20 protein-coding genes are annotated in these 20,258 nt (G+C 61.5%); 9 read left to right on the top strand and 11 right to left on the bottom strand.

Annotated features, from left to right (window positions below):
• Entirely contained in the window at positions 1 to 1,008 is a 1,008-nt protein-coding gene (locus F753_RS46910; protein WP_031298414.1) for a branched-chain amino acid ABC transporter permease, read from the top strand.
• A 107-nt stretch (positions 1,009 to 1,115) separates the two neighbouring features.
• Positions 1,116 to 1,313, top strand: coding sequence for a hypothetical protein (locus F753_RS46905; RefSeq protein WP_023446994.1), 198 nt, complete (start codon positions 1,116 to 1,118; stop codon positions 1,311 to 1,313).
• 221 nt (positions 1,314 to 1,534) lie between these two features.
• On the opposite strand, the gene F753_RS46900 is transcribed toward F753_RS46905, so the two are convergent.
• The 3 genes from F753_RS46900 to F753_RS0125340 all read right to left on the bottom strand — a co-directional run bounded on the left by F753_RS46900 (position 1,535) and on the right by F753_RS0125340 (position 3,450).
• Complete coding sequence (locus F753_RS46900) at positions 1,535 to 2,758, bottom strand: type II toxin-antitoxin system HipA family toxin (protein ID WP_023446993.1); 1,224 nt, start codon at positions 2,756 to 2,758, stop codon at positions 1,535 to 1,537.
• Positions 2,755 to 3,066 (bottom strand): helix-turn-helix domain-containing protein, encoded by a 312-nt coding sequence (locus tag F753_RS0125345; protein WP_017936956.1) that lies wholly within the window; start codon positions 3,064 to 3,066, stop codon positions 2,755 to 2,757. Before F753_RS0125345 ends, F753_RS46900 begins: the two co-directional genes overlap by 4 nt.
• 144 nt (positions 3,067 to 3,210) lie before the next feature.
• On the bottom strand, positions 3,211 to 3,450 hold the full coding sequence (locus F753_RS0125340) for a helix-turn-helix domain-containing protein (RefSeq protein ID WP_031298413.1): 240 nt from the start codon (positions 3,448 to 3,450) through the stop codon (positions 3,211 to 3,213).
• A 145-nt stretch (positions 3,451 to 3,595) separates the two neighbouring features.
• Between F753_RS0125340 and F753_RS50110 the strand changes: the two genes are divergently transcribed.
• The 6 genes from F753_RS50110 to F753_RS46880 all read left to right on the top strand — a co-directional run bounded on the left by F753_RS50110 (position 3,596) and on the right by F753_RS46880 (position 6,054).
• Positions 3,596 to 3,985 carry a hypothetical protein gene (locus tag F753_RS50110; protein ID WP_245218681.1) on the top strand — a complete coding sequence of 130 codons (390 nt, stop codon included), beginning with the start codon at positions 3,596 to 3,598 and terminating at the stop codon, positions 3,983 to 3,985.
• Positions 3,975 to 4,250 carry a hypothetical protein gene (locus F753_RS50105; protein WP_023446988.1) on the top strand — a complete coding sequence of 92 codons (276 nt, stop codon included), beginning with the start codon at positions 3,975 to 3,977 and terminating at the stop codon, positions 4,248 to 4,250. The genes F753_RS50110 and F753_RS50105 overlap by 11 nt, the downstream gene beginning before the upstream one ends.
• Positions 4,251 to 4,456: 206 nt before the next feature.
• Positions 4,457 to 4,912: a hypothetical protein gene (locus F753_RS0125330; RefSeq protein WP_245218680.1), complete on the top strand. Its 456-nt coding sequence runs from the start codon at positions 4,457 to 4,459 to the stop codon at positions 4,910 to 4,912.
• On the top strand, positions 4,909 to 5,325 hold the full coding sequence (locus tag F753_RS46890; RefSeq protein ID WP_023446986.1) for a hypothetical protein: 417 nt from the start codon (positions 4,909 to 4,911) through the stop codon (positions 5,323 to 5,325). The genes F753_RS0125330 and F753_RS46890 overlap by 4 nt, the downstream gene beginning before the upstream one ends.
• A complete protein-coding gene (locus tag F753_RS46885) occupies positions 5,322 to 5,798 on the top strand; it encodes a putative molybdenum carrier protein (protein WP_023446985.1) in 477 nt (158 codons plus the stop codon). Before F753_RS46890 ends, F753_RS46885 begins: the two co-directional genes overlap by 4 nt.
• Complete coding sequence (locus tag F753_RS46880; RefSeq protein ID WP_017936950.1) at positions 5,785 to 6,054, top strand: hypothetical protein; 270 nt, start codon at positions 5,785 to 5,787, stop codon at positions 6,052 to 6,054. The genes F753_RS46885 and F753_RS46880 overlap by 14 nt, the downstream gene beginning before the upstream one ends.
• Before the next feature lie 6 nt (positions 6,055 to 6,060).
• On the opposite strand, the gene F753_RS46875 is transcribed toward F753_RS46880, so the two are convergent.
• A complete protein-coding gene (locus F753_RS46875; RefSeq protein ID WP_023446984.1) occupies positions 6,061 to 7,635 on the bottom strand; it encodes an AAA family ATPase in 1,575 nt (524 codons plus the stop codon).
• Between the two features lie 129 nt (positions 7,636 to 7,764).
• Here F753_RS46875 and F753_RS46870 point away from each other — a divergent pair, with 129 nt between their 5' ends.
• Entirely contained in the window at positions 7,765 to 8,475 is a 711-nt protein-coding gene (locus tag F753_RS46870; protein WP_023446983.1) for a Rossmann-fold NAD(P)-binding domain-containing protein, read from the top strand.
• Here the strand turns inward: F753_RS46870 and F753_RS46865 are convergent.
• The 7 genes from F753_RS46865 to F753_RS46835 form a co-directional block, all read right to left on the bottom strand.
• Positions 8,461 to 9,336: a hypothetical protein gene (locus F753_RS46865; protein WP_023446982.1), complete on the bottom strand. Its 876-nt coding sequence runs from the start codon at positions 9,334 to 9,336 to the stop codon at positions 8,461 to 8,463. The two genes, F753_RS46870 and F753_RS46865, sit on opposite strands and share 15 nt — an antisense overlap.
• A 2-nt stretch (positions 9,337 to 9,338) precedes the next feature.
• On the bottom strand, positions 9,339 to 12,092 hold the full coding sequence (locus F753_RS46860; RefSeq protein WP_023446981.1) for a hypothetical protein: 2,754 nt from the start codon (positions 12,090 to 12,092) through the stop codon (positions 9,339 to 9,341).
• Entirely contained in the window at positions 12,092 to 12,706 is a 615-nt protein-coding gene (locus F753_RS46855; protein ID WP_023446980.1) for a condensin complex protein MksE, read from the bottom strand. Before F753_RS46855 ends, F753_RS46860 begins: the two co-directional genes overlap by 1 nt.
• Positions 12,703 to 13,962: a hypothetical protein gene (locus F753_RS46850; RefSeq protein ID WP_011806698.1), complete on the bottom strand. Its 1,260-nt coding sequence runs from the start codon at positions 13,960 to 13,962 to the stop codon at positions 12,703 to 12,705. The genes F753_RS46855 and F753_RS46850 overlap by 4 nt, the downstream gene beginning before the upstream one ends.
• Before the next feature lie 413 nt (positions 13,963 to 14,375).
• Positions 14,376 to 16,088 carry a GmrSD restriction endonuclease domain-containing protein gene (locus F753_RS46845; protein ID WP_011806699.1) on the bottom strand — a complete coding sequence of 571 codons (1,713 nt, stop codon included), beginning with the start codon at positions 16,086 to 16,088 and terminating at the stop codon, positions 14,376 to 14,378.
• A gap of 23 nt (positions 16,089 to 16,111) precedes the next feature.
• On the bottom strand, positions 16,112 to 17,380 hold the full coding sequence (locus F753_RS46840; protein ID WP_011806700.1) for an ATP-binding protein: 1,269 nt from the start codon (positions 17,378 to 17,380) through the stop codon (positions 16,112 to 16,114).
• A gap of 1 nt (position 17,381) precedes the next feature.
• Entirely contained in the window at positions 17,382 to 20,249 is a 2,868-nt protein-coding gene (locus F753_RS46835; RefSeq protein ID WP_011806701.1) for a TrlF family AAA-like ATPase, read from the bottom strand.
• Positions 20,250 to 20,258: the final 9 nt, after the last annotated feature.

Here is a 20,258-nt window from a genome sequence, read left to right as displayed (position 1 = left end):
ATGACGAATCCGGCAAACGCAGACGTCGCATCAGTGCGACAGGCCAGTGTGGTACGCGAGCGCAGGCATGCGGCCGCGCGGCGGCAAAAGATCTTCTACGCGGTGCTTTTGGTGATCGCGCTGCTGGCGCCGCTGGCGGTGTATCCGGTGTTCCTGATGAAGCTGCTGTGCTTCGCCCTGTTCGCCTGCGCCTTCAACCTGCTGCTGGGCTACGCGGGGCTGCTGTCCTTCGGCCATGCGGCGTTCTTCGCCACCGGCGGCTACATCACCGGCTACATGCTGAGCAGCTACAGCGGGCTCAGTACCGAACTGGGTATCCTCGCCGGCACGCTGGCCTCGACGGTGCTCGGTGCGCTGTTCGGCATGCTGGCGATCCGCAGGCAGGGCATCTATTTCGCGATGATCACCCTGGCGCTGGCGCAGTTGGTGTTCTTCGTCTTCGTTCAGGCGCCGTTTACCGGGGGCGAGAACGGGTTGCAGGGCGTGCCGCGTGGGCATCTGTTCGGCCTCGTCGACATGAAGAACAACATGGCCATGTACTACTTCGTGCTGGCGGTGTTCGTCATTGGCTTCGCCGTCATCCAGCGCACCATCCACTCACCGTACGGGCAGGTGCTCAAGGCCATCCGCGAGAACGAGCCGCGTGCGGTGTCGCTCGGCTACAACGTCGATCGGCACAAGCTGCTGGCGTTCGTGATTTCCGCGGCGCTTGCCGGCCTGGCCGGCGCGACCAAGACCGTGGTGTTCCAGCTGGCCTCGCTGACCGATGCGCACTGGCACATGTCCGGCGAAGTCATCCTGATGACCCTGCTCGGCGGCGTCGGCACCATCCTCGGGCCGCTGGTCGGCGCCACCGTGGTGGTGACGCTACAAAGCTCGCTGTCCAATGGCCCGCTGGGCGAGTGGGTGCATGTGATCCTCGGGGTGATCTTCGTGCTCTGCGTGCTGCTGTTCCGCTCCGGCATCGTCGGCTGGCTGGAACGGCTGGTGAAGCGCAACTTCAAGTAGCGATCCGGTGCGGGACCGTCCAGATTGCGCCGGACGGTCCCGCCATCGGCGAACCCGCTGCAGGGATACGTGCCTAACGTCCCAGGCCCCTTTCAGAGGACAGAGCCATGCCTGGCACCGACCCCCAAATGCAGCCGCAACCCACCTGGCCCTGGCGAGCCGACGAATCGCCCCTCAACGACCTCGACGACGCCGAGAGCGATACCGAGTTCGAAGGCCCGGACGAGCTGCCGGAAGAAGTGCTCGAACAACTCGAGAAGGTCGCTCCGCCGCCGGATCCGATGCCCGACCCTGGTCCGCTTTAACGGATTGCACTCCCTTCGATAGAAACTAAAAGGCCCCGACGAGTCGGGGCCTTTTTTCAAGCGAGCGGACGCTTAGACGTTGAACAGCGATTGTGACTGCAACTCATTGAATGAACAGTTCACCATGCTGCTCCATTAAAAAGTATACTCATGTTTGTACTCAAAAAACTCAGCATTGAGTACGTTTAACGGTGATCTGGCGCCGTTGCGGCGGCTCGGATTCAGCTTTCCAGACGCCAGCGACAGGCATCAATGGTGGATTTTATCTGTTGCGCCAACATCTGCCTAATCGGAGCACGCTCAAATCGCTCACCCAATGAGCTTGCCTGCGGCAGCATCCGGTCGATGACCTCTTCCGCCCGTTTCCTTGGGATGCCACCTTCCTCCGCCAGACGCAATAAATGCCGGCGTTCGATGGCAGCACCTTCGCCGCAAACGTCCAGGTGATGCTGGCCCATCGGGCCTTCACTGAAGGTCAGGTCGAATGCCGGTGCCAGACGCCAGCGCCGGTCAGGCCCGAGACGCCACGCGAAGTTCTTGGGATGGTCGTCACGGTTGTGGAAGAGCACATTGAAGACTGCTCGCGCGTAGGCTTTCTCCACTTCGCGCTCGTCGCGCGTCAGGAAACGGGTAGCCCGCAAGAAAGCGGTGTAGTCGGTGGCACCGGGCAGGCGAAAATCCACCTGCAACAATCCAGCCAGACTATGCACCGGGACACGTTGCCCACCTTCCCGGTCGAAGCGCGCGACGCCGAAGGCGGCCAGTTCAGGGCCAAGGTCGAACCAGCGACTTTCGGGCACTTCCAGTCCGCAATCCCGAGCCAACTCGACATAGAGCTGCTCGATGACGCAGACCTCCTTGTGTTCGTTCTGCGCCGGGAACTTGACCAGCCAGGGGCTGCCGGGCGCATCCGGACGGGTGCTGACCTGCCCGGTCATTGCGTCGTACTGCACCAAGGCCTTGGGCCTGGCCCCTTGCGGTGAGCCGCCGGTGAGCGCGAGCTCGCGCAGGGCTGCCCCCGCCTCGCCCGCGAGCGCGAGACGGCTTTGCTCGGCCAGCGCCAGCAAGGACCAGTCGGGCTCGTGGGCGCCGGCGTCGCTTGCCGGAACGAAGCGCAACGCGCCCATCGCGCGCTCACCAATGAAGGCCAGGCGGTCCAGTGGCCCGGGATGGCGCAAGCCGTGTTGACGGAACAGGCGATCCATCAGCAGCAAACCCCAGCCGTCAGGCAGACTGTCGGCTATTAGGCCCGGAAGGCGATGCAAATGGGTCGGAAAACCACCGTAGGCATCCGCACGCAGCTTGAGGTGCAAGGGCGACAGTTCCAAGCCCTGAGGCAGAGCTTCGGGAGAATATTCGAAGAGCAGGGATTGACCGTCATCGGCCAGGCGTCCCAACGGCCAGTCTTCTCCCCAGCCGCAATAATGCACGGTAAGCAGCTTCATGATGTTCTCTTACGCGGCGCACGCTGGCGGCGGCTGACAAGGTCCACCTGCTCCATCTGGGCGATGGATTGCCGTTTGAGCACGAAGAGATCGTCCAGCGCCTCCAGCAAGCCAAGTGCCTGCGCGACACGGACCAGCGTTTCCAGCGAGCACTGACCGTCGCTTTCGAGTTTGCGCAACGCCCCCAAGGACAGTCCGGCCATTTGCGCCAGTTCACGCTGCGTAAGCGATTGGGCAAGCCGCTGCTCGCGCAGACGAACACCCAGCGCGTGCAGGATCTCAGCGGGAGTTGAGAGATGAAAAGTCACTTTTATGACCCTTAACGCGGAAAAGATTGCGTAAATACCATTTTAGTGGACTTTACTTATTCTTGAAAGCAGATGGCTGCGATAGCTGCCGCGAGCGACTAGGCAGTGACCATCGTAACGTTACGATACCGTAGCGCTACGATGTTACGGTGCAGGCTCCTGTCCAGCCGCCGGCGCCTCCAGCAGTACTGAAGGCTCCACCCCCAGCGCCTCGGCCAGCTTGAAGATGTTGAGCACTGCGATGTTGCGCTGACCACGCTCAACACCCCCCAGATAGCTGCGTGCCAAGCCACTTTCCAGTGCTAGGCGTTCTTGCGACCACCCTCTGGTCTTTCTGATTTCTATCAGCTTCAGGCCGAAGCGTAGTCGGGGATCAAGGGCCATATTTCTCTCTTCTTTAAAGAGAAATGACTCTATGAGTACCCCCTCTATAGGGCTACGCCCGATAAGTACCCGCACTATGAGTGACAATTGAATGCAGTCCCCATAAAATGGCCTCTATGAGTAACAAAATGGGGGGAAATGACGTATGGCAAGCGTCTGGAAGACTGCGGGGGTGGGAGCGGCGGCGGGGCTGGCAGTTCCGGTGGCTGGGCTTTCAGGTCTTGCTGCCGCTGGTCTTACGCTGATTCTTGTACTGGCGATGGTCGGCGTGGGGCCTGCGCGCCTGTCACAGACATCGCTTTGGGGGCTGTTGACCAGTGAGCTGATGCTCTATCTGCTGATTTCGCTGGCGATCTTCACGCTGTCCTTCCGCTTTCTGGCACGTCTGCAGGCCCGCTGCCAGGCCCTTGTCGCCAAGCTCAACGCCCAGCAGGGGCTGTCATTCGATGCTGGACATCTCCTGGGTTATCCCGCGCCGGCATTCCTTGTTTTTGACCCGGAATCGCAAGATCGCGGCCTGCGATGTGGTCAATGACGCATACAAACTGCACGACTTCTCCTGGCTGCTCGGCTGGCGGATGACCTGGCGCGAGGTCGAGAGCATGGAGATGAACGGCGGTAGCCGTCAGGTCAACGCCAGCGGCATGAGCGTGCCGACCTTCGAGCGCACGGTACGCGCGAAAGACTTCGCCATCGAGCTGCAAACCGCCGATCCGCAACGACCATTACTCAGTTTCCCCATGAGCCGTCGGGCGGCGGAAACCTGGTGTGCCCAGCTCAATGCCCTCTTCAACGGATAACCTCGCGAGGAACTGCGATGAAACACTACCGGAGCTTGCTGCTTCTGCCTTTTGTATTGACAGGTTGTGCCACACCCGACATGCAAGGCGCACTGGATTCCATGAACGGCTTGGGAAAATCGATTGGGAGCAGCCTTTCGCAAGCGGCTACGTCCGCAAGCGCAGCAAATCGCAACAGCTTGCTTGGCACTCCACTGCATAACGCCTTGCGCCAGAATCTGTCTACCGACGGTCACGCCCCGGAGTGGCCCAAGGTGGTGATCAGCAATCTGCAAATTCCGGCTGATCAGATGACGCTGACCCGTAGCCTCACGCTCAAAGCCAGCGATTGCATTCACTTTGATGCAGTGCTCTGGCACGACGCCAAGCGCTCCGAGCGCTTCAGCAATCTGTCGCTTTGCGCGCCGGAGCTGCCGAAACAGTCAAACAACTTCGTGCTGACCTGGAAGAGCTTTTCCATCTCCGGCAAGACCAGCGGTCAGGTTCGCAGCGACGGGCCAACCCCACCGTACAGCAAGCTGCCCAGCGACCCGGCGATGGAGCGCTGGCTGATGAATCAGTTCGGCCTTTACTATGTCGGTTCGTTGCTCACGCTGGTCGGCTATGACCCCAACTTCACGGTCGATGACCGCCGCTTCTGGATCAGGAACCTCAAGGGATGAAAGCGTTGCTACTGGCAGCCATGCCGGTGGTGCTGATGGATGGCACTGCCCCAGACCTCAACCACTGGTTGCGGATCGAGCCAGCCATCGTCGCCGCCGTGGAATGCCGTCAAGCCTTGCCGTTGCACGTACTGGACGGCATTGCGCCCAATGCTCCCGGCAGTTGGTCGCTGACACCGGCACGCAGCTTCACAGTGTTCGGGTTGCCGGTGACGCGTATCGAGCTGTTCATCGACCCGGATGGTGAATTGGGTGCGAGCTATACCGCAGTGATCGAAAAGCGCAGCCTGGAACAGGTGCGCAAGCAACTGAAGCTTGCCAGCCAGCGCGGGCGCATCGGCCAGCTCTCGGCAGATCAGCCCAGCGCAGAGGTTCAAGTGACTTGCACGGTCGCCGCAACGGAGCAAGGGTGAGCATTCAGCGCATCCTCTCCGGCGGCCAGACCGGCGTAGACCGGGCTGCGCTGGATTTCGCTATTGCCCGGCAGATTCCGCACGGCGGCTGGTGCCCGGCAGGCCGACGGGCCGCTGATGGCGTACTGGATGCTCGCTACCAGTTGATGGAGACCGAATCCAGCGGTTATCGCCAGCGCACCAAACGCAATGTGCTGGACGCTGATGCCACACTGATCATTTACCGGGACAGGATCGAAGGTGGCAGCCTGCTCACTCGCGATCTGGCGACGGGACACGGCAAGCCGCTACTGCTGTGCGATTTGCATGACCCTGCAGAAGAGCTGTTGGCGGCATGGCAAGACTGGTTGCTTAGCCATCCCGTCGCTATTCTCAACATTGCTGGCCCGAGTGAAGCACGCAACCCCGGTATCTACCTGCAGGCGAGCGCACTACTGGAGCTTTTTTGGAGCAAGGAACATGAGCCGATCTGATGCCCGCTGCGCGACACCCTATATCTACTCGGGTGAGTTGCAGATCCGTCCCGAAGTGGATGCCGCGCTGGCTGCGCTGAAAGACAAACCCTACACCGCCATCCCTAGCTGGAAAAATGACGGAACCTGGGAGCTGTGGACGGTGGAAGGCGACGGCGAAACCAAGCCCTGCATCATCAGCGGCCCATCGACCACTTACCCCAGCGAGGCCGATGCACTGGCCGCCGGTGCGGCCTGGCTATCCGGACAACGCTGAGCAACCTCAATTCCAGCCCTCGCTGACAAAGCCAACGCCACGGCGGTTGATCTCGACCGGCGGCCTGATGTCTTGCACTTGGACAACACCCCGGCCATCACGAGCTGCCGAGCCCAAGGCCCGCTGCAGAATCAGGCGCACACTGCGCGGCGGCAAGGCTTGCAGACGGGACAGGACATCATCACCCAGTCGCTCGGCAAAAGCTGTGCCCCAGCTGGACTCGTCGCGGAGCCGGTTGTAGATCGACTGCGCAATGCTTCTGACCTGCTCCGGCTTGGGCGGTTGAATGTGCAGCACTGTCAGCCGTGAGCGCAGCGGCCCTGGAATCGCTTCCAGCTCATTCGCGGTCGCCATCCAATTGACATGACTGGCGTCGATGGAGAAATCACGGATCGACAGGTCGATGAAATTCCGCGCACTGCGCGGTTCCAGCAAGGTATAGAGCGCCGCCAGCGGATCGTATTGCGGTCGCCCGTTGCTGGCCTTATCCAGCTCATCGAGCACCACCACCGGGTTGGCCAGCGGCTGGTAGGCCAGCAGCTCGAAAAGCTGGCCTGGCTCGGAATTGCTCCAGAACGATTCGGAACCTGCGAGCGGCGAACTCGATTGCGTGCTCGCCATATCGAAGACCCGAAACGGCAGCACGAGCTGATCGGCCAGCCAGCGTGCCGCCTCGGTTTTACCAATGCCCGCCGGGCCGACCAGCAACACGGCAGGCCAGGACACGCGGCCATCGCCCAGACTGGACAAGGCGAAGTGATCACGCAGCAGCTCGGCCAGTTCATGGAAGTTTGGGAAAGCCTGCGCGAACTCATCCAGCAGGGCTTTCCAGTCCGGGGGTAGCAGGCCCAGTTGGCGGCTACCATGGCCCGCCCGCTTGATCCGCTCTGCCATCGCCTGTGCGCGCTTGAACTTGTCGTCGCCTTTTGGTCGGTGGCGATCCACGAACGCCTCCAGCCCGGCTTCATCGAGAAAGACGATGCTCGGCGCTGGCTCTGATTTGGCCGCTTCTGTCGACTGTTCCTGAACCTGCTCCGGTTCGGCTTCACTCAAGACCGGCTCATTTTCAGCTGCCACGGCGGCACGTGCATCCTCGCTCGTTACCTTGCCCAAGTCGCGCACCACCTGCTGCACACCTTGTTCGACGATGAGCTGGCGGCTGCGGCGCACTTCTTCGGCAAACAATCCTTGGATGCCGTCGTGTTGCGGACAGCGTTGCGGACGGATGCCATCCCCGACAACCTGCGCACCGCAAACCGGGCATTGTTGCTGCGAAAGATGCTTGGTCTGGGCAATCAAATCGAGCACGGCCGCTGCACGTTCGCTGTGGCGTCGCGGCGGCTGGTAATGGATGGCCAGGCGATCCCGGTTGCAGCTCACTGACAGTGAGCCCTTGCGTGCGAGCACTGTGGGCGGCAGCAGGTATTCCAGCTGAGCAAACAGATGTGCCACCACGGCCAGATGCCCTGGCGCGGGTTCGACGATCTGCCGGGCAAGCCAGGGATGCTGCGCCTTGAGTGCAGCAATGGCTGCTTCGTATTCCCGCAGGCGCAACGGACGGGCTTGCTTTGGCTTACGCATGATGGCCTCTCAAATAGCCTAACTATAAATTACTATAACAGTGGTTTGCGCGAATCACCAAACTCCGCACGCTCGTCTTGTCGGTCAATAAGTCTTATAGTGATTTACAGTGAATTCACAGAGCCCGACATGCCAAGCATTGCCAACGAACAATTGCCAGGCTTTGCCGCCGCCTTGATACGACTGCGCGGGGAAACGCTGGGGCGGATCGCCGAAGCCACCGGCATCCGTACTGCCAACCTCTCGGTCTGGCTGCGTGGCAAGGAACAGGTGATCTCCGCCAAACGTTTGATCGGCCTGCTGCACCACCTCGGTGTGGAAGGCGGCCGCCTGCGTACCGACGTGTTGCACCAGTGGCAGGATCGCGGGGCACTGGATGACAGCAGGCTCGTACTAAGCCTGTTGCAGACCAACAACCAGCCGGTGTGGTTGTTTCAGGATGAGCAGCCGGGGCTTATCAAGACGCGCTTTCTGTTGGCTGGCGATGTGCTGATCCGCATGAAGATCGAGCCGGGCGTCGATCAGGCCCTTGATCTGGCGACAGTCGCCAGGGTGGATCGTGTCATCACTACGCCTACGGCATTGGCCGGGGTGCCAATCGACTCGTTGGCATCTGCGCGCAACGTCCTCTTGGCACTAGCGGAGCAGACCGCAGCGGACGTGGGTGACGAAGAGCTGCTGGAAGGGCTGATGTTCCGTCTGACCGAAACATTAGGCAGTAATGTCTCTTCAGCGCAGGGCTGGCAACAACTGGAGCTGGCGCTGAGGCGGTCCCTAGAGGCTGGCCTGGCCCCAGGTGACATTGCGAGCTTACTCAAAGGGCATCTACAGAACAGATAGCCAGACCGCTTCTTGTTCGAGCGCCCGTCCGGATTGGCGCATTTGTTCGGTTAACGGGCCCAGATAATCAGGTAACTGCGGAACAGCACTGGTGAACTCCCGAAACGTATCCCAAACCGTACCCTGCCATAGCCGCTGGCTGCCATAACGTGCCAGCTTGCCTTGCCAGTCGGGCATCAGCCAGCATTCGCAGGCGTCGCCAAGCTGTGTGTAAAGTCGCGCGAAGTTTGCCAGTCCCACACCGTCATAATCTGGGAACAGTACGACACGGCTGGCACGCGGGTGCTGCGCTAACCAGCCGACGAGTCGGCCATCAAGCTGTCCACCGTAGTACAACAGAGTCCCCTGGGTTCCGCCCGGCAGCCAATCTGTGCGGTCAAACAGTGCTTGGTTCTCCACCAGCCAGAGCGGCTGTTCGGTTTGCCAGGCGTCACCGGTCTCGATGCGCAGACAGGCCGCCCCGAAGTCGCGCGTCACTTGGCTGAGTGAGAGTTCTGCCCCGTGTTCCCCTTGCCGCCAAAGTACCTTGTCGCCGACGGCCTTGAGCAAGGGGTAATAGCAATCATGCTGATGACTGCCAGCTTTGCTGTCTCGCGCGTAAGCGATGCGCTGCGCCCGCAGCGGCACATTATCGGTGGCCAGCATCTCGACCTGGGGGCAGAGGTCGCTCAGATGGATCGCAAAAATCTGCGGGTCGCTGACACGGTAAACATCCCCGCGCCCCTGACGCTGACAGATCACCGCGCCGGTCTGCCGGGTAAAACGATCCAAGGCGCTGCGTTGGGCAGCGGTGAACTGGCTGGCGGGCAATTCGGCTTGGCTATTCAACTTGAGCAAAGCCGCGCGCAGGGTGCGATCCATGATCAGGCGTCCACGGGTTCGATGATCTGCCAGCTGAACCGGCTGATCTGGTTACTGCCGTGGCGATGATGAATGGGCACGCAATAGCGCACGGTGGTCAGCGGCGCGGGTGAGGCAAAAATCAGCGAGAAGCCGAACTCCGCCGCCGTGTCGATCAGGCTGCGCTGATTGCGGGCGTCCAGGGCCAGTGCCTCGTCTAGGTAGCAGATGCCCTGGATGGGGCGACGCTGATCCTGCATCAGATGCAGCATCGCCAGCCCCGTCACCAGTTTGGCCATCAGCACGGTGCCATTGGAGGCGGCACTGTCGAGGTCATCGAAGGCTTCCGGCTCGCGGTCTGCCTTGCCGACCCAGAAGCGCAGGCGAAACAGGTCGGCCACGCGCAGGCCGTGGCGGGCATTGCCCTCTTCGATCAGCAGGGTCTTGGCGCGATTGAGCTGCTCGTCGTCAAGGACGCTCTGCTGGTTGAACAGCTCGAAGGTTTCGCCGCTGTCCACAGTGGCGGCGGTACTGATCAGCAGTTCGATGGCTTCGACCAGAATGGTTTCGTCTTCGGGTTCGATCTTGAACACTGCCAGATCGGAAAGTTGCCGGCCGCTGATCTTGCGGTTGAACTCGCGCATCCGGCGCTTGAAAGCAAACAGGCCGTCGCGCAGTTCGCGCAGGCAGGCGGCCACATTCACCACAGCCGAGCGTACTTTCTTTTCCAGGGCTTCGGCTTCCTGCGGCAGGTGATGGGCGAATTCAACGAGACGAACAATCTCGCTTTCCGGTTCGCCGACAAACTGATACTTGGTCAATCCACCGCTATGGATTTCACCCAGCAGATGGCGGATCTGCTCATCCAGCTCCAGCAACTGGCGGCAGTCGACCTGATAGGTCTGCAGTCGCTCGGCCAGTTGCTCCAGCGCGAACTCTGGCTGGGCCAACCAGGGGCTGTGCGGCAGATCGGCCAGCCAGGTGAAGGGGCCTTCGTGGTCGATGCGCTGATGACGGCGTTGCTCGATCTGCCGGTGTTGCTGCTGCAAGGCCGCCAAATCCTGTTGCCGCTGTTGGCGCTGCTGATCCAATGCGCGATGCCGTTCGGCCGACTGCGCCAGACTGGCGCCGAGTTCGGCAAGCTTTTTCGCCAGTGTCTGCAGGCGCTCCTCGCGCTCGGCCTCGCTTTGACGCAAGTCCTGCATGTGCGCGTAGTCCCGCAACTCGGCATCCAGTTCGGCCAGTTGCTGCTCCAGCGATTGGCGTTGCTGTTTGACGTTTTCCAGAGCCAGGGCGGTGGCCAGTTGTTCTTGCAGCTGAGCCTGCTGTTGCTGCAACTCCTGCTGCAATTCGCTCAGTTCCGCCAGGGTCCGTTGCTGATACTGTGCCGGAAGGGCTTCCAGCCGCAGTTGGAGGCCAGGCAAATTGAATTGCCCGGCATTCGCATCGGCCAAGGCCGCAAGCAGGGCCTTGCCATCAAGGCGGAAATCCTCGCTGCCCAGGGTCAGTACCGGCTTGGCCAGCACCTTGTTCAGCGCGTTGAGTTGTTCCGAAGATACGAAACCGGCCAGTTGCTGATAGAGGTTTTGCCCCTGGGTGCGCAACTCCTGCGCCAGCTGCGCTGACTCCCGTTCGAGCCGCGCCAGCTCGCGCTCGATAGCCGCTGGCGTGCGGCTCTGTGCCTGGCCGATCCGTACCACCAACGCATCCCGTTGTTCCTGCAGCTCGCGGCGGCGCGCCTCCAGCAGGGCGCGGTCGGGGATCAAGGCAAAACGCTGCTGCAACGCGCGCAACTGTTCGCCTTGCTGGCGGAGCTGCTGTTGTTCCAACTCGCACTCTTTCTTCTCGCCAGCCGACTGCATATCCTGTTCGCGCAGGCGCTGCAGCTCGGTATCGCACTGCGCCAACTCATGCTGCAAGGTTTGCTGGCGGGCCTCGTAATGCTGTTGCCACTGACCCAGTGCCGTGTCGATCAAGGGGCGCCAGCACAGCAATTTGCCGCGCAAGACCAGGCGGGCCTCCTGCTTCTGTTCCAGTTCGCCCAGGGTGGCTTGCAGCCGCACGGCGGCCAGGTACTGGCTGCGCTCGGCGTTGAGGTCGGCAAACGCCTTGTCCCATTCCGCCTTGAAGTCGATGCTGGCATCCGGCAGATCGCGCCGGAAAATCTGCAGCAGATAGTCCTTTACCTCGCTGGAGCGCAGTTTGTCCAGGCGCAGCGTGCGGGTCAGCACCCGCTGAAAAACGCTGGCATCGCTGGCGTGCTCCAGCCGGAAAACGCAGAAATCCTGCTCGCTGGCAAACTTGCGGCTGCGTCCGCCGTACACCATGTCTTTGAATTCGCTGCTGCTGTAGCTGAACACCCGGCGCCCAAAGCTCGCCAGATGGCTGGCCAGTTGCGGTTGGGGTACCAGGGTGCCGTCCGGCAGGCAGAACTCCTCGACCTTCAGCGGCCCGGCAGAGGCGAAATACTCGTACTCGAAGCTTACCCCTTTGCCCACGCAGCCCAGCACTACGGTGCCGGACTCCGGCAGCGACACCTCCAGCAGCACATAGGCGCTGTTGTTGGGGAAATAGAAGCGCCGGCTCTTGTCCACATCGTGCGCCCCAAAATCCATACTGCGGCGGTCGATGATCAGCAGGAACTGCAGGGCATTGATCAGGCTGGTTTTGCCGGTATTGTTGGGCGCCACCAGAGAGACCGCACCATCGAGCGGCAGCTCGGCGCGCGAGTAGCCGGCACTCCCCAGCAGGACCAGACGTTGGAAGCCGTACTGCATCAGGTGTTCTCCTCGTCGTCTGGTGCATCCGCAGCCCAGTCATCCTCCGTTGGCACGCTCGGCTCGTCGCCATCGGTCTTGGCCGTCAACGCCAGGCTCTCGAAATGATCGAGGTAACGGCATACAGCGGGCAGCAGTCGCCAGCCCGCTGGCTCTGCCATGGCAAAGCCCAGGTTGCAGGCGCGGCCCAGCAGCTCCACCAGGGCGTCGGGGTTGAGGCCCTCGGCATCCAGCAGGTCTTGCTGTTGCTTGTAGACCTCGACCAGCCAGGCGCTGTCGATCAGCCAATCGGTAAAGCGCTGCAGGGCCTTGCCGGCGTTGGCCTGGGCATCGAAGATCACCATGAACAGCAAGGCCAGCTGGCGGCTGATCTTGCCGATGTTGCTGTTGGCGTCACTGTTGTGAAACCAGGCAAAGCCCCTGGCATCCAGGCGCAGCTCGAACCCCAGCGCGGCAAACAAGCCGACATAGCTGGCCTCGTGCTGTTCCAGCTCCGCCCACAGCGCGGGCTCGGCCATTCGATTCAGGTGTTTGCCGGAGAGAAACAGGCGGAACAGCTCGGCCAATGCCGGCATTTGCGACAGGGCGGCTGCCAGAGCGTGTGGGATCGTCATTGCGGGATACTCACGCGGTGAGGGTGATGCAGGACGCGAATCGTCTGCAGCGTGGTTTTTTCAGGCTGGCTGGCGGCCTCGAACTGCCAGCCGGGCTCATGTTGCAGGTCATGAAACAGGCGCAGCAGGGTGGCATCCTGCAGATGGGCGTAATGGCGGTGCAGCCAATCGAGCAGATTTTCCACCGGCAGGCTGCGGGCCAGATGCGCGCGAATGGCAGTCTCGTCCACCTGCTCCAGCAACGGAGCGTCATCGCCGGGTTCATCCTGCGGAAAGGCCACCGCCTGCGGCTGGTATTGGCGCGCGGCTGCCATGACTGCCCGCACCTCATCGCCCAATTGCAATTTGAAACCACGCTCATTGCGCCAGACGGGGAGTGCGGTCTCATCCGCCGGGCGCGATAGTGCGCGACGCAGGCCGCGTTTGCGCACCTGCCCCAACAGCAAGCTGATGGCACTGGTCAGGGCGTTGTGCTGACGCAGCTCTTCGCGCAAGGGCAGCAGTGTATCGGCGCACTGTTGCGCAACCAGCCGGCCAAAGCGCCGCAGCTCCTTGGCCTGGTGCGCTACCTGACGCAACTGCAGGCGATGCGAGTAGAGCGCACCCTGTACCGACAATTGCTCCAGGCTCAAGTCGAGCGCACGCTCCGCTTCTTCCAGATAGCGATAGAAGGTGCCCTGCGAGCCGCTGTCCATCATCTGGTTCATCGGCTCCACATAATGATCGTAGGCTTCCAGCACCTCGCGGTAGCGCTGGCTGATCGGCATGCTGCTGTCGGCGCTTTTGGCGTTTTCCGCCAGTTCAAAGAGCGCGTGCCGGTCCTGATCGAGCTGCAGGCTGATCTGGCGGAAGAGTTCTGCCAGCTTGTTGGCGGCTCCGCGCACGCGATCCATGTCGGCCCCGAGCATCCCTTCATTGAGTGCTTCGGTGGCTTCACGGATGGCCGCAACACGCGCCTGCAGTACGGCAGCCAGGCCCAGCTCATGTTCACGGGTGAGGCCGCGCACGAACTCCAGCACATAGGCATTGAGCTGCAGATCGCTGCTGCGCGGCAAGGTTTGCAGGATGTCCGCATTGACCAAGGCACGTAGCACCGCGCCCTGCGTTTCGGCATCCCGTTGCCCGGATACCTTGGCAATGCCGTTCAACACCTGATCGCTGGTCAGCACGGCAAACTCGCGCGACAGCCGCACCAAAAGCTCCACGGTGTCCCAATGGGTGTAAAGCGCGTAGACCAGCGAGCGAGGGTTGGCCATGTCAGTTCAGTCTCCCACCACCGAGCAGGCATGCCCTGTGCGGCATGCTCTCCCCCGCCAGCCGCACAGGGCGGCAACCCGGCGCATGGCCGCAGCGGGGTTTCATAAGGTGCAGGCTGGACGCATCGACCATTCGTTGTCCCCACGCCGCCGCGCCCGATTTCTGGCGAAATCGAGCCCAGCGGCCACATTCTTTGTGCTCTCGCGAGCCAGCACAAAGAATGTGCTCATCGCGCCGGGGACAAGCGACTCTCGGCCTGCGTCCCACCCGGAATGTGTCAGGCATGGTGGCAACACTGTGTGCACAAAGTGGCGTCAATGTGGTGAACAGCGTGGCAACATTGTGTTGAACATGGCGGCAGCATTGTGGCGACATGTGGGTCATAGTGTGGCAACACGGTGGCACTGACAGCTCAAGCGGTCGCATGGATGAAAGCATTCAGTGCCGCCGCGATGCGTTTGCGGCGCTCTTGCAAGAACGCCTTGTAGTGATCCAGTGCCAGCAGTTCCTCCTCCACCGGGATGCACTGTGATGCGAATGGTGTTTCACCGTGCTGCGCCACCAGCGGCAACAGGTAGGTCACAGGCGCTTTGTCGCTGATCGCACGATTGGTTTTGCCGCCGATGAAAGCCAGGTTGGCGATGTCGTCGGCCTCGCGAGGGGTGTAGCTGCCGCGCAGCAATGCCTTGGGGAAAATGTGATGAAACTGCAAGCGGTGCTGACTGCCCGAGTGGTCCAGAGCAATGGCAAGGTGGCTGCGCCAATCCTTGGCGCCTGCCGCACGAAATGCCAGGAACATGGTCTTGAACAGCGCACTGCGCTGGTTGCGCCCCTCCAGCTCTTCCGGCGTGATGTCAAGACGGCCGAACTGCAGACGCAGCCGGTCGATCAGTTCATTGACGCCGCCGCCATTGCGGATGGTCGCCAAATCCTGATCCAGAATGGTCTCGCTGGAACCCCGCGAGAAACGGCCTTTGGCATTGGCGGCCAAGGCCCAGTAGCGCAACTGCTGCGCCTCTTCCGTGCTGAGGGCATAGTCGCGGCGGTGTCCAAAGTAGGCCAGTACCACCAGTAAGAAGGGCGATGACAGCAAGGCAGGGCTGTCGATACCCAGATTGCTGCGTGCGAAATTGAGGGCAAATTCCATCCCCTCGCAGGCTTCTTTCCACGCTTGCTGCAGTACGTCCAGGGTCAGGCTGCCGACGGTCAGAAAACGGGATTGCCCGGTGGCAAAGGCCATCAAATTCTTCAGGTGCAAACCCAGATCCAGCTCGAAACCGTTCTGGGCGCAAGCATTCTGGAAGTCCAGGAAGGTCTGCAGCGAGTGCCGCCATTTGGCCGTGATCTGCGCCAGAGCCAGATCGGAGCTGCGCAGCTTGGCACCCAGCGAGTTGACCCGCACGAAGATTTCCGTGACCTCGTCGTAGGACAGTGTTCGCTCCAGCACGTCCATGCGATACACGTACTTGCGAATGCCACGTAGCCGGGCTAGGCGCTGGCTGTATTTCTCGTAACGCGGATCATCAAAGCCACTGATGCCCGCACGTTTGAGGAAAGGCGCATCGCTGTCGGTCTTGAAGACTTCGGATACCTTCACCCACTGCGGCAACTGCTCCAGCTTCCGGGTCGCCACCACGAAGGTCATTTTGTTGAAGCGCGTCAGCAGTTCGTCCTCGCTGGCGTCGGCCTCGTCGCCGCCCAGTTCGCCTTCCTCATCGACCTCGGCGTCATCGCCGTTCTCATCCACTTCGGTCACGACGGCCAGTTGGTCGGGATGCTCCAGATTAAAGAGCAAATCGATGGGCCGACGGCGACCGCGCACCGACACCGGCTCGCCACGAATGACGGCAGACAACGAGGTCAGACGCTGTTGTCCATCGAGCAACAGGCGGGTGCTCTGATAAGGGTTATTGCTTTGGCTGACGGCAAAGCTTTGCAGGGGCACGGCCTCATCGGTTTCCCACAGCAGAATCGCCCCCGAGGGATAGCCCCGATACAGAGAGTCGAGCAAGTCGCGCACGCGCGTGGAGCGCCAGACATACTGCCGCTGCATTTCCGGCAAGCGCAGCTCACCGCGCTCGATCATCGAGACCAGTTCTTCAACGCTGGCTTCAGCCTTGGCCATGGTGCTTCCTTATCCTCTCAATCTCACTCAACTGCTGCGGGAGGCTCGGCAGCAGGGATGATCAACAACAGCTCGGAGTCATCCACTAGCCTGTAAACCGGCCGCTTGCCGGACAGCCGTTCACTTTGATCCAGAATGATCTGAACCCCTTCACCACGCTTGTCCATCATGGCGCTGCGGCCTGTGATCGCTTTGTCCGCCTCGGGCACGGAACATTTGGCCAGCAGGCTGGTGATGGCTTCGTTTCGCGCGGCCTGGCGGTAGGGAAGGCTCTCCACCGTCATGGTGTTGGGGATGGCGCCTGGCGAATACAGCTCCAGCCGGTCCGCAAACATCCGCAGGCGGATTTTGGCGCCATGGATCGAGTAATCCCGGTGTGCAACGGCATTGACCAGGGCCTCGAAGACGGCGGTCATGTCGTACTGCGGCAGATCGTGCCTGCCCTCATCCTTGGTGGCATAGACCTGCATGTTCTTGCGGACGAAGTGGCAAGCCGCCAGCACCTGGGCATCCAGCGGCCCGGTGATGTCCTGGGCGTCGAGCTGATAGGCCGTGTCGCCTTGCGGCAGCACCTCGGTGCCACGGTAGGCCACCGCCTGAATGAAGGCATTTGGCAGCCAGCGGCGGGGATCTGCGCTGGCCATCAGCACGCCGGCGATGGTTGGCCGAAGTGCGCCGTCGGTATCGGGGCGCGCCATGGCCAGTTTATCCAGCAGCACCGCACGCGTATCTTGCACGCGAGGACTGGCAAAACGTTGCCAGAGGTCATCTGCAAGGTCATCGAGCGTGGCGCCAGGCACCGGCTGCTCGTCGAAGCGGATGATGCGCGCCTGGCTGCGTTGCTGGAACAGCCGCGCCAGATAGTCCGGAGCCATTTCACGCTTGGCGCTGCCCACGCGGTGCAAATAGCCGCCGGGGCTTTTATGCACGAACAGGCTGCTTGCGATATCGACTTTCAATACTGGCAAGGGCTCGCCTGACGTGCTGGGCAGGCTCAGACGCTCGATCACCGGCGCGAGCGGCGGGGTGATGCTGTCCAGGCAAATCTGCCGGACGAAATCCTCCACCAGGTCCAAGCGCTCCAGCGGGATACCGAGCACTTCACGGGTGTCGTCCACGCCGAGCACGCACACACCACCCCGGCTGTTGGCGAAAGCGGCCAGCTCATCGGCCAGCGAATCTTTATGGGGTGCTGACACCTTTTGGCCAGCAAAGCGGACTTCCTTCAACTCCAGATAGGAGTCCTCTCCCAGGCGAATCTTGTCGATCAAGTCGGCGATGTTGTCGAACATGTCAAACCTCTCTTCCCAGGCGTTGGTAACGTCGTTCGAACGCTTCTTCGCCGCCTTCCATCACTTGGCAGACTTCGCGGCGCATAGCCTGATCCTGCAAAGAGCCGGTTTGCTTCACGTGGCACTGGTGGTTGAAGTCCAGTACGTGGATCAACTCCGCATCGCCATTGACCACGATGTTGGGGTTGTGGGTCACGATGATGAGCTGACGGCGCAGTTTGTTGCTGCGGATCTGCTGCACGACCAGTCCGTAGATCAGGTGGTTATCCAGGTCATCTTCTGGCTGGTCGAGCACCAGTGGCTCGTTGCCGTGCGCCAGCAGGAAGGCCAGCATGGCCGCCGCGCGCTGCCCGGCGGACGCCTGGCCGATGGACTGAAAGTCCCGCCCGTCACCTTTGCGGCTGTACTCCACCTGCAAACCGTCTTCGGGGAACCAGCACAGAATGTGATCGATGAATTCCGGGCGCTTGTCGGCTTCCGCTTTCAGGAAACTGTTAAATCGTGCGCCAAATTCGTCCTTTCCTACGGCTGCTTCAACGAGCCGCTTCTTCAGCGTCTCAATGGAGTTCTCGTATGCTTCGATGTCTTGGGAACTCGGCAACGTGTTTAAAGACAGCTCACTGAGCAGCATCAGATCGGCAACTACCCCTCGCGCCAAGCCCTCTTCCTGCGGTTCCTGATATATGTCGGCCTTGAAGCGCTCGTCGACAGCACCAAGCACCTCCCGCAAGGAGCGCTCGATGCCCTGCGCGTCCCGGCTGTACGGGATCAGCTCGATGCGCACAAAGGGATTGCCTTGCAGCGTTGCCTGCAGAAATGCGCTCCGTTGGGCGCTGATGGCGCGGCGGGCGGATTGCACCTGTTCCAGCAACGACTTGGCCTTCTCGCGCAACTCAGTGTGCTGCTTCTGCAAGGCTTCCAGCTTCTTCAGCTCGATTTCCTGGCGCTGCTTTTCTTGCACCAGACGACCGTACTCGCTGGGGTCGCTGACGCCTTGTTGCTGCAAGTCGGCCTTGAGCTGCTCGTAAGCCGTCTTGGCCGCGTCGATCCGCGCAAACCAGGGCGAAGCCTCCAGTTCACCTCTCAGGACTTGCCCACGCTCCTGCAGCACGTTTGCCGCGCGCTCGACGTCCTGCTGCGCCTTGGCGATGGCGGCGTGCAGCGCCTGGACAATGCTCAGTGCTGGTCCGTCTTCGGCGGTATCGAACAAGCCTTCCGGCAAGTCTTCCGCCAACAGATCGTCGGCAAGCGCTTTCAAGCGGGTTGCCAGTTCGGCGGAGGCGTCGAACTGGCGTTCCAGCTCGCGGCTTTGCCGGTTGGTGCGCTGATAGTTTTTCAGCAGGGCGGCATGATCGGCGCCCTCGAAGCGGGCCAGCTTGCGCTGAATATCTTGCAGGGCCAGCGTCAACGCTTCACGCCCTTGCAGCTTGCCATCCAGCTCGCGCATTTGCGCCCGTGCGGCCAGGAAGGCACGCTTGGCTTCCTCGAAAGCGGCTTGCTGCGATTGCGTGCCCGCCGCATCGTCAATCACCTTGAGCAGCGCCTGCTGGCTGTCACCGGCCAGCGCGGCGATCTGCCCCTGGCTGAACAGACGCACCGGAAAGCGTTGCTCGGTGACGGCCTGACTGGCCGAAGGCTTGAAACTGCCCGTAGCGGCGTTCCATTCCTCCACCGCATGGCCCTGGCCATCCTGCCGCCAGATCAGGCGATAGGGCATGCCATCGCGCTGCACTTGCACGCAGAGGCTGGTTTCCGCCCGTAGTCCGCCTTCGTCATTGCGGCCCCTGGCAACCTGATTGAAACGCTTGAAGGTCTGCCCGGCTTCCGAGCTGAGTGACAGCTCCTTCTCACGGCGATAAGCCAGACGCAGGGCATGCACGGTGGTCGATTTACCTGTGCCACGGCCACCTATCAAGGCATTGAAGTACGGATTGAGCGGCAACTCGGCAGGCTGCCTGCCGCGCCCCATGTAGCGAGCGTCGCGGATTTCAATCGACTCAATGAAATGCTCGGGCGTATTGAACGGCGCAAAGCCGTCGCTCTCATCGCTGCGCCGAACAGAGACTTCCTGCCCATCCAGCAAGGCAAGACGCAAGCCTTCCAAGCTAGGCCGCGCCATCTTGATCCAGGTGTAGCGCGAACCCGGAACAGCCGTACCTTGGAAGCTGTGGCAATCGCTGCCCACCACGCTGGCAAAGCGCAGTTTCAGCTCCTCCAGCACCATGGGCACAGGGCTGTTGGAGGCGGCCCACTCCAGCGCCAGGATGCCGGGCTCCTGCAAGATCGCCTTAACCGTATTGGCATCCATCATGCATTTACGCGTACCAGGTTCGACCTGTAGCAGCCCCTTGTCGCCTTCGACGTGTGCCGGAATGGCCAGGCCGCCCGCCGCCAGAATGCGCTCCACCACCTGGGCGGCACCGAGACGGGTAACGCCATCGCTGTCGCCACGCGTGCCTTGGTAATCCACCTGCGCTAGCAGGTCGCTGATGGTCTGACTGGTGGCGGACGGGTCAAAGATCGCCAGCAGATGAAAGCCGCCCTGCACCGAGATTTCCACACCGGGGAACAGGTGCAACTCACGGAAGCCGCCCGGCGGCGTGCCCGCGTCGGCCTCGCGCTTCATTTCCGCATAGGCCGCCTTGAGCCTGTCGATCCACTCGCCCGTGTTGTGGTCGGTGACGGCCACGCAGTCGATTTCGGCGGCCATGTATTTGAGCAGCCATGTCTGCGGCGTTAACTCATTCGGCGTGCCGATGGCTACCTGCCATGCCCCGGTATCCTTGGAAGCTGGGGTGTGGGTATGGAAGTCGAACTTCCACCAGCGTGCGCCGGGGTAAGGCCAGGATGGGCTTGCGTTGACGCTCATGTTCATTCC

Origin of the sequence: Stutzerimonas chloritidismutans AW-1, assembly GCF_000495915.1 — a bacterium.
Lineage (GTDB): Bacteria > Pseudomonadota > Gammaproteobacteria > Pseudomonadales > Pseudomonadaceae > Stutzerimonas > Stutzerimonas chloritidismutans.
Note: the sequence above shows the minus strand (reverse complement) of the source record. Positions and strands in the feature narration are given on the sequence as shown.